Origin of the sequence: uncultured Cyclobacterium sp. (assembly GCF_963976465.1) — a bacterium.
Taxonomy (GTDB): domain Bacteria; phylum Bacteroidota; class Bacteroidia; order Cytophagales; family Cyclobacteriaceae; genus Cyclobacterium.
Map to the genome: position 1 here is coordinate 1 of NZ_CAXBOC010000220.1, position 8,532 is coordinate 8,532.

The following is an 8,532-nucleotide window of genomic DNA, read 5'->3' on the forward strand; positions in this document are numbered from 1 at the left end:
AAAAGCCAGACCTCTCATAGTCACTAATGAGTTGGCAATAAGTAGTTGGCAAAAAAAGGAAAAGGCAGTTGGCAAGGGGGAAGTTGGCAGTATTACGAATAAGCAAAAATAATTATGGCAGGTAGTTTTCGTGATTTGACGGTTTTTAAAAAGGCTTTTTCGCTGGCAATGGAAGTGTTTGAGATCACAAAAACATTTCCATCTGAGGAGAAATATGCATTGACCGACCAATTGAGAAGGTCATCGCGCTCAGTGTGTCGGGCCATTGGTGAAGGGTATAGAAAACGTCAATATCCAAAGCACTTTTCAAGTAAGATGAGTGATGCCGATATGGAAAACTCCGAAACGCAGATTTCACTCGATTTTGCACAGGCTTGCGATTATTTAACTATTGAAAAATATAATGAATTGATCAGTAAGTCTGAGGAAGTAGGCAGAATGATAAATCATATGGTAGAGCATCCTGAAAAGTCCAAACCAAGAAATAGATGAAGGTGTCTTTTGTCAACTGCCTTTTGCCCATAGCCAAATTAATTGATTAAAAATTATAACGACTAAAAAGATGAAAGAAATAAAAGCATTTATAAAACCAAAAAGAGTACAGGTAGTAGTAGAATCTCTGCGAGATGCAGGATTTGAAAGTGTAACGCTATCCAAGGGAGAAGGTACGGGAGCTCATAAAGATCCTGAAGCTTCACCTTCCCTGGACTTTCATTTTACCGATAGCCCGATAGTTAAGCTGGAGCTGGTCTGCCAAAATGAAGAAATGGACAAAGCCGTGCAATTAATATGCGGCAAAGCCAAAACGCAAGAACCTGGCGATGGCATTATTTACGTCTCTGAAATAGATGATGCCTACAGAATAAAGACCGGAAAGTCTATCAAAAGATTTGATATGAAGTGAAGAATGTCATGGAGTTTCCAATTGAAAAAATGCAGCAATTAGCCAGGGAACGTGGCGGACTTTGTTTATCAGATTTATATATCAACATCAAGTCCAGGTGGTGGTGGCAATGTGCTAAGGGCCATTGCTGGCAGGCTACCCCCTTTTAGTGTAAAAATAAGGAAAAGCTGGTGCCCTTTATGTGCTAACAACCTTCCGCATGGAACAGAGAAGATGCAATCCCTGGCTCATGCAAAGGGAGGTAAGTGCCTTTCAAAGGAATACAGAAACTCCAAAACACCGCTCATGTGGCGATGTAAAAACGGTCACCGTTTCCTGGCTACCGCTGATAGTGTAGTGCAGGATAAATGGTGTAATAAGTGTGAAATAAATGTTTAACCCTAAAACCTACAGTTATGATGTATGATTGGTATTTCGGAGGAATGCACTGGATCTGGTGGATCTTGTGGCTTATCCTTCTATTCTGGATTTTCTTAATTCCATACCCTACTCCCGGACAAAACAGACGAAAGGATAAGGCCATGGAAGCCCTGAGATATCCGATGAGGAATTTGAACAAAAGAGGAAAGTCCTTCAGGATAAGAAGAAGTAGTTATAGAGCCACAGGTGTATCCCAAGCGAGGTGACACCTGTGGTTTATAAAAGGATATTATAAAATGAAAAAACGGAAAGTATTTGCTTATATACTTATTGGATTAGCCTTTGGACTATTTGTGATACAGCCCCTGGCTATTTCACTTCACATGTATGACATGCAGGGAGATAATGGCAACTGGTGGAAATACCTGCTTGCTTCATATCAGCAGGAAGTTAGTTCATGGGATTTAGATCAGGCCATCATCAAATTGCTATTCGGCTTACTGGGCATTGCCCTGGCACTGATGTTTATGGTCAGGCAAAAAATATTTCAGCTTACCACAAGAAGGGATAGGTTGGAGGAGATCAAGGAGTTGATTGCGGCAGGAGAAAACCAACAGGTAGAGTTTAAATCTACCTTAAGATGGGACTTGAGGCAGTTTAAGCCGAATAAAGCTTTGGAAGAGGTAGTAGCCAAAACAATTGCCGGATTTATGAATACCCAAGGTGGACACCTATTCATAGGTATTGATGATGATGGTGAACCACTGGGTCTGATCGAGGACTACCGTTGTTTAAAAAAACCGGGACGAGATGGTTTTGAGCAGTATATAATGCAACTGATCTCCACCAAATTAGGGGCAAATTATTGCGCTCTGGTAGATGTTTCTTTTTACCAAATAGAAGGGCTTGATGTCTGTCATCTTGAGATTAAACATGCGCACTCTCCGGTCTATCTGCATCAGGACGACCGTTCACACTTTTATATCCGCACCGGAAACGGTACCCGTGAGCTGGACATCCCTGAGGCGCTCAATTACATCGAAGAAAATTTAAATGGACGTTAAGCATGAAAATTATATTTATTACCCTGCTATTTTTTGCGCAAACATGGGTGGCTGAGGGTCAATCCATGTACCAGACTACCGAGGGGCATATCGTGATGGTGGCCGAAATAAATAATGAACGGATAATTGCTGAAAGCCATAAGCTGTTTCTTTTTTTGGATTATAATACCAAAGAAATTTCAGGAAAGCTAGAACTAAAAACCATAGATACCGGTATTGGTTATTTAAATGAGCAGATAAGCAATGCTGATATAATCTCCTTTTCAGGCTTTATCCCTGTAGATGATTTTATAAGTAAGCCACATGCTCCGATTTCGTTTAACTGGCCTTTAAAAGTAACGGCAGGTGAAAGTACATTTCAGATTGTTCTTTCTGGCAACCTGAAACACTTTAACGGAGGTGAGGCCATAGCATGTATGCTGAGCGCTACCGGAGATGTTAACACAACGGAAATAGGCCTGAAATCAATTTTACCGGAAATAGGCGAAACACTAAAGTTACAGTTTACACAGGTAATACTAAGAAAAAATAAGTTATGAGCACTATAAAAGAACTTGAAGAAAACCTATTGCAACACAATATCAAATCAACCGCTATGCGGCTACTGGTCTTGGAATACCTGTTGGAACGTGAGTCAGCTGTAAGCCTTACAGATATATATAAAGACTTTGAGAAATCTGACCGGACTACCATCTACAGAACATTGAAAGTTTTTGAAGATAATGGCATGGTGCATAGCATTGATGATGGCACAGGCGTGCCTAAATATGCACTTTGTTCAGATGCCTGTGATGTAGGTAAGCATGATGATGCCCACATCCATTTTCATTGTGACCAATGTGGCCAAACGTATTGTCTGCCCAGGTTCAGGATTCCACATTTTGAGTTGCCTGAGAATTTCAGCAAAAATGAAGTAAATCTAATGGTGAAGGGTATCTGTCCGGATTGTAAGTAATAATTAAGAATATGCTCTTAAATAAAAGAATATCCATACTTGACTTTATCAAAACCATTAAGGTTGATATAGTACTTATCTCCTCGTATGCGGTTGTGGTAGGCATTTTCGATCAATACGGATTTCTTGACAAAATTTCGGTTCCTATTGGCGTTACTGCCGTTTTTGGCACTGCGGTAGCATTGCTGTTGGGTTTTCGAACCAATCAATCCTATGAACGGTGGTGGGAAGCCCGTATTATTTGGGGTGCTATTGTTAACGATTCCAGAACACTGGTTAGGCAGTGTGTTTCATTTTTTGAAAGAAGCAACGATAGCTATGAAGCCCTGGTCGGGGAAATGGCCAATCGTCAGATCATTTGGTGCTATGCGCTCGGAGAATCACTAAGAAAACTACCTTTTTCCCACAGGGTCATTAAATATACAGAATCCAATAAGACCGAAGCTTTTAATATTCCAAATGCTTTATTGTCAGAACATTCTGAAACCTTATTGAAGGCAAAAGAAAAAGGTATGGTCAATGATTTTCAGCAGGTGCAAATCGATAGCACCATCGCCAGATTATGTGATTCTATGGGCAAGTGCGAACGCATAAAAAACACGGTTTTCCCGATCATTTTTATTGCCATCGAAAAAACCTCCATTCTCATGCAGGACCCCTTTGAGAACCAGCCTTTGGACACGCCCATGACAGACCTGGCGGAAACGATAGAAATAAACATCAGGCAAATGATTGGAGAAACGGATGTACCTGAAAAGAAAAAACCGACAGACTATTATGTTTTATAACACAAAACAATAACAATGGATTTTCAAACTGAAATAACGCTCATACCCAGACTACTTGTCGCCCTGGTACTCGGTGTTTTGATAGGACTCGACAGGGAAATTGACGGGCATGCCGCAGGAATCAGAACGTATGCTGCCGTTTGCCTGGGCGCAACCTTGATAACGATTATCAACGCCCATATTGAAGTGGCGGATCAGACCCGCATTGTTGCCAATATTGTTTCAGGCATTGGCTTTCTGGGTGCCGGTATCATTTTCAAAGATGGATCCAAAAATTTCATTTCAGGTTTGACAACCGCAGCTACTATTTGGGCCACTGCGGCTGTAGGAATTGCTATTGGATATGGCATGTACCTTATCGGGAGTGTCACATCCGCCTTGCTTATTCTATTATTGATTTCACATCATTTCCCTTTTTTAAAAAAGAAAAATATCAGAACATGAAAAAACTACAAATAAAAATACCATTACTCCTGCCCGAAGTACCGGATGAAAAAGATCAATGTGTACAAAAACTTATTCAACAACTTTAGGGAAAAGAAGGCTTGTAGAAAATTTATGCGAACGATGAAAATGGAATGTGGAAGTTGGATATGCAAGAGGCAATGAAATATAGAAAACACTCTTGAATTAATATAAATTAAAGTTAAAAGAAAATGATACAGCTACAGGAAACTAAAAAGGAAATCTTAATTACCGCTGAAATGAGCGGTAAGATCACAAAAAAAGGCATAGAAAAAATCCATCCGCTCATACATCATATCATCGATAAGGGAAATAAGGTAGATTTCTACTTTGAATTGGAAAACCTTCGCCGCTACAAGCTGGAAGGTTTATGGGAAGGCCTAAAGGTAGATACCGCACATTTATCAGATTATGGCAAAACGGAATTTGAAGGAAACAAAAAATGGCAGGAATGGGCGGCCAAAGCCATGGATTTGTTTACAGATTCAGAAGTCAAATTTTTTGACCTCCAGGAAAAGCAAAAGGCGAAGGAATGGATCGGTCAATAGAAATTAGCAACTCCGGATTAGCATATATTAGAGAAACTGCCCGTAAGTTTCTAGACAGGGAGACCACCGGAGGATTGCTTCTAATTGGCGCAACTATTATTGCCCTAGTGCTGGGCAATTCCCCTTGGGCAGATGCTTACCACCACTATCTGAAAGACGAATTTCTCTTTGAACTATCCGAACATTTTTCTTTTGGTCTGACCACCGAGGAATGGATCAATGACGGGCTGATGGCCATATTCTTTCTGGTGGCCGGCATGGAACTGAAGCGGGAAATAATGGTGGGCGAATTATCGTCCTTCAAAAAAGCTTCTATGCCGCTCATGGGAGCAATCGGTGGTATGATTTTACCCGCACTGATTTTCGCAGGTTTTAACTACGGTACGGAAAATATCAATGGCTGGGGAATCCCTATGGCTACAGATATTGCCTATTCTTTGGGCATCATTAGCCTGTTGGGTAAACGGGTACCTGCTCAGATAAAAATCTTTTTGGTGGCGCTGGCCATAGCGGATGATTTGGGGGCAATACTCGTTATTGCACTCTTTTACAGCAATGAGCTTAGTGGGCTGTACTTCAGTGCTGGTGGAGGCGTATTCATCCTTTTGTTACTGTTAAACCGTTTTGGGGTAAAAAACCTCTTCTGGTACATTGTGGGAGGAGTCGCTTTATGGTATTGCTTCCTGAATTCAGGCATTCACCCGACTATAGCAGGGGTGCTTTTAGCTGTAACCATACCTGTAAAACCCAAATTGGACAGTAAGGTTTTAAAGGAGCGTACCGTTCATAATATCAAAGCATTAGAAGAAACAGATATTGAAAACCGTGACCCCATGCAGGATAAGCGCCAAGGACAAATACTGAAAGCTATTAAAAAAGACACGGAAAATGCCAGGCCACCATTGCTCAGGTTAGAAAACAGTTTAATTGACTTTAATGCTTTTTTCATTATCCCGATTTTTGCCATTGCCAATGCAGGTGTAAAACTGGATGTCGGGTTTATGGAAGTGGTTTCGGGCTCTCTTGGGCTTGGTATTTTATTAGGGCTTGCCGTGGGTAAAGTTGCCGGTATTGGATTGTTCGCATTTATCGGTCAGAAATTAGGTATTGCAGAACTGCATCCTTCATTGAAATGGCGGCATATTATTGGTATGGGCCTTATAGCCGGTATAGGGTTCACCATGTCACTGTTTATTACCAACCTGGCATTTGACAATCCTGAGATTATCAAGGTATCCAAAATCAGTATTTTAATGGCTTCTCTAATTGCTGCTATAGGTGGTGTCATTACTTTGGTGATCGGCACGAAGCAGAATAACTATAAGGAGACTGAAAATTATGATTATTCTGAAAATGAATAATCACGATGTTTTCAATGTCCCACTATACCAATCCATTGAAATACTCCGGTATATTCAACCACTAATTGTATTATAGATATCAAAATGCAAGAATGTTTAAACAGACTATATAAATTCAATTATGAAAAAGCTACAAATAAAAATACCATTACTCCTGCCTGAAGTACCGGACGAGAAGGATCAATGTGTGCAAAAACTTATTCAACAACTTCAGGATAAAGAAGGCCTTGAAAAAGTGCATGTAGCAGACGAAACCGACAATGGCGTACCACAGCTATGCTTTCACTATAACCCTGAGCTTATTACGATTGATCAGATACAAAAATTAGCTAAACGTACAGGTGCTTCCATTATTGATAAATACGGTCACCGGTTAATTGAGGTAGAAGGGATTCGTCATACCCGTCATGCCAGAAAAATTGAAGAAGCACTCAATAGATTAGATGGAGTTTTACAGTCCGCAGTATCTGCTTCGGGTATGATCGGATTAGAATTTGAAACAGCAAAAATAAACGATGAAAAAATCCTTACTGTATTGCGCAAAGAAGGTTTAGATATTCTATCTACAGAAGTAGAAGTCGAGCGGTACATAAAAAAGACACATGAAGCCGAAAAAGGCGAAGAGCAAAAAGAAGAAGCTGATAAGGAACATGAACATGAGGAAGGTGAAGATCATGAACATTCGCATGGAGGCATTTTCGGTAAAAACACCGAGCTGATTTTTTCTATCATCTGCGGAGCATTGCTCGGAATTGGCTTTGGATTGTCTTATGTAGAGGCTGTGCCTTCCTGGGTGAGCCTCGCATTATACATCGGGGCATACTTCTTTGGTGGCTATTTCACAGCCAAAGAAGCCATTCAAACAGTGGCCAAAGGCGGCTTTGAAATTGATTTCCTGATGCTGGTAGCGGCCATTGGAGCGGCAATTCTGGGCGAATGGGCGGAAGGTGCATTACTCCTCTTCCTTTTTAGCATGGGGCATGCGCTGGAACACTATGCCATGAACAAAGCCCGTAAATCCATTGCTGCTTTAGCAGATCTCGCTCCTAAAACGGCATTAGTTAAGCGAAATGGTAAAACGGAAGAAGTAGGTATAGAAGAACTAAGCATAGGCGACATCATTGTGGTGAAGCCCAATAGCAAAATCTCAGCCGATGGCGTGATTGTCAGTGGTACAAGTAGTGTGAATCAGGCACCAATCACCGGGGAAAGTGTGCCGGTAGATAAAGAACCGGTGGATAATCCCGATAAAGACTGGTCACAGGAAAAAGACATCAAAGACGAGAACCGTGCTTTTTCGGGTACCATCAATGGCAACAATACGCTGGAAATCAAAGTCATTAAAGTAGCGAAGGACTCTACCCTCTCCCGTTTGGTAAAATTGGTGAATGAAGCCCAGACTCAGAAATCACCTACCCAACTTCTTACTGATAAGTTTGAGAAATACTTCGTGCCTTCTGTACTGGCACTGGTTGTACTATTGCTAGGTGCTTTTTTGGTCATTGACGAAACCTTTAGTGAGAGTTTTTACCGCGCGATGGCCGTACTGGTTGCTGCAAGTCCATGTGCGTTGGCGATCTCCACGCCTAGCGCTGTTTTGAGTGGGGTTGCCCGCGCTGCAAAAGGTGGTGTGCTTATAAAAGGTGGACGGCCGTTGGAAGATCTGGGCGTTTTGACAGCTCTGGCCTTCGACAAAACCGGAACGCTAACCGAGGGAAAACCTAAACTCACCAAAGTAGTTCCTCTTGGGAACGTGAGTGAAAATGAACTCTTAAAAATAGCGGTGGCGGTGGAAAACCTAAGTGACCACCCGCTGGCAAAAGCGGTAGTGAGGGATGGGAAAGAGCGGTTAAAAGATACAGTCATTCCAGAAGCGAGTGATCTTGAAGCCGTGTTGGGGAAAGGGATCAAAGCTTCATTGGGAAGTGATAAAATCTACATAGGAAACCTTGACTTGTTTGAGGATCTGGATGAAAATAAACCTTCTCAGGAAATAGAAGAACAAGTAAGGGAACTCGAAGGAGGTGGCAACACCACCATGCTTATCCGCAGGAACGCAGAATACATCGGTACGATAGCACTAATGG

At 41.5% G+C, this 8,532-nt stretch carries 12 protein-coding genes; all 12 read left to right on the forward strand.

Features of this window, described 5'->3' with window-relative positions; translation table 11 throughout:
• Positions 1 to 114 precede the first annotated feature (114 nt).
• Entirely contained in the window at positions 115 to 492 is a 378-nt protein-coding gene (locus AAC037_RS13175; RefSeq protein WP_014022496.1) for a four helix bundle protein, read from the forward strand.
• 70 nt (positions 493 to 562) lie between these two features.
• Complete coding sequence (locus AAC037_RS13180; protein ID WP_014022495.1) at positions 563 to 904, forward strand: P-II family nitrogen regulator; 342 nt, start codon at positions 563 to 565, stop codon at positions 902 to 904.
• A gap of 199 nt (positions 905 to 1,103) precedes the next feature.
• On the forward strand, positions 1,104 to 1,241 hold the full coding sequence (locus AAC037_RS13185; protein WP_211209924.1) for a hypothetical protein: 138 nt from the start codon (positions 1,104 to 1,106) through the stop codon (positions 1,239 to 1,241).
• Between the two features lie 58 nt (positions 1,242 to 1,299).
• Complete coding sequence (locus tag AAC037_RS13190) at positions 1,300 to 1,530, forward strand: SHOCT domain-containing protein (protein WP_339903429.1); 231 nt, start codon at positions 1,300 to 1,302, stop codon at positions 1,528 to 1,530.
• Between the two features lie 30 nt (positions 1,531 to 1,560).
• The gene (locus AAC037_RS13195; protein ID WP_014022493.1) at positions 1,561 to 2,328 is read left to right on the forward strand and encodes an ATP-binding protein; all 768 of its coding nucleotides are present in this window, start codon (positions 1,561 to 1,563) and stop codon (positions 2,326 to 2,328) included.
• A gap of 2 nt (positions 2,329 to 2,330) precedes the next feature.
• Positions 2,331 to 2,867, forward strand: a complete 537-nt coding sequence (locus AAC037_RS13200; RefSeq protein ID WP_014022492.1) for a hypothetical protein — start codon at positions 2,331 to 2,333, stop codon at positions 2,865 to 2,867.
• Positions 2,864 to 3,283, forward strand: coding sequence for a transcriptional repressor (locus AAC037_RS13205; protein ID WP_014022491.1), 420 nt, complete (start codon positions 2,864 to 2,866; stop codon positions 3,281 to 3,283). The genes AAC037_RS13200 and AAC037_RS13205 overlap by 4 nt, the downstream gene beginning before the upstream one ends.
• Positions 3,284 to 3,294: 11 nt before the next feature.
• On the forward strand, positions 3,295 to 4,071 hold the full coding sequence (locus AAC037_RS13210) for a bestrophin family ion channel (protein ID WP_014022490.1): 777 nt from the start codon (positions 3,295 to 3,297) through the stop codon (positions 4,069 to 4,071).
• Positions 4,072 to 4,086: 15 nt separating this feature from the next.
• Positions 4,087 to 4,515 (forward strand): MgtC/SapB family protein, encoded by a 429-nt coding sequence (locus AAC037_RS13215; protein WP_014022489.1) that lies wholly within the window; start codon positions 4,087 to 4,089, stop codon positions 4,513 to 4,515.
• A 212-nt stretch (positions 4,516 to 4,727) separates the two neighbouring features.
• Entirely contained in the window at positions 4,728 to 5,084 is a 357-nt protein-coding gene (locus AAC037_RS13220) for an STAS/SEC14 domain-containing protein (RefSeq protein WP_014022488.1), read from the forward strand.
• Positions 5,069 to 6,445, forward strand: a complete 1,377-nt coding sequence (nhaA, locus tag AAC037_RS13225; protein WP_014022487.1) for a Na+/H+ antiporter NhaA — start codon at positions 5,069 to 5,071, stop codon at positions 6,443 to 6,445. The genes AAC037_RS13220 and nhaA overlap by 16 nt, the downstream gene beginning before the upstream one ends.
• A gap of 235 nt (positions 6,446 to 6,680) precedes the next feature.
• On the forward strand, positions 6,681 to 8,532 hold a 1,852-nt coding region (locus AAC037_RS13230), incomplete at its 3' end, for a heavy metal translocating P-type ATPase (RefSeq protein WP_339903430.1).

Coding starts and splice junctions, on each gene's coding strand:
- nhaA (WP_014022487.1), top strand. CDS start 5,069: ATGGATCGGTCAATAGAAATTAGCAACTCCGGATTAGCATATATTAGA.
- AAC037_RS13190 (WP_339903429.1), top strand. CDS start 1,300: ATGATGTATGATTGGTATTTCGGAGGAATGCACTGGATCTGGTGGATC.
- AAC037_RS13180 (WP_014022495.1), top strand. CDS start 563: ATGAAAGAAATAAAAGCATTTATAAAACCAAAAAGAGTACAGGTAGTA.
- AAC037_RS13185 (WP_211209924.1), top strand. CDS start 1,104: ATGGAACAGAGAAGATGCAATCCCTGGCTCATGCAAAGGGAGGTAAGT.
- AAC037_RS13220 (WP_014022488.1), top strand. CDS start 4,728: ATGATACAGCTACAGGAAACTAAAAAGGAAATCTTAATTACCGCTGAA.
- AAC037_RS13175 (WP_014022496.1), top strand. CDS start 115: ATGGCAGGTAGTTTTCGTGATTTGACGGTTTTTAAAAAGGCTTTTTCG.
- AAC037_RS13195 (WP_014022493.1), top strand. CDS start 1,561: ATGAAAAAACGGAAAGTATTTGCTTATATACTTATTGGATTAGCCTTT.
- AAC037_RS13200 (WP_014022492.1), top strand. CDS start 2,331: ATGAAAATTATATTTATTACCCTGCTATTTTTTGCGCAAACATGGGTG.
- AAC037_RS13205 (WP_014022491.1), top strand. CDS start 2,864: ATGAGCACTATAAAAGAACTTGAAGAAAACCTATTGCAACACAATATC.
- AAC037_RS13210 (WP_014022490.1), top strand. CDS start 3,295: ATGCTCTTAAATAAAAGAATATCCATACTTGACTTTATCAAAACCATT.
- AAC037_RS13215 (WP_014022489.1), top strand. CDS start 4,087: ATGGATTTTCAAACTGAAATAACGCTCATACCCAGACTACTTGTCGCC.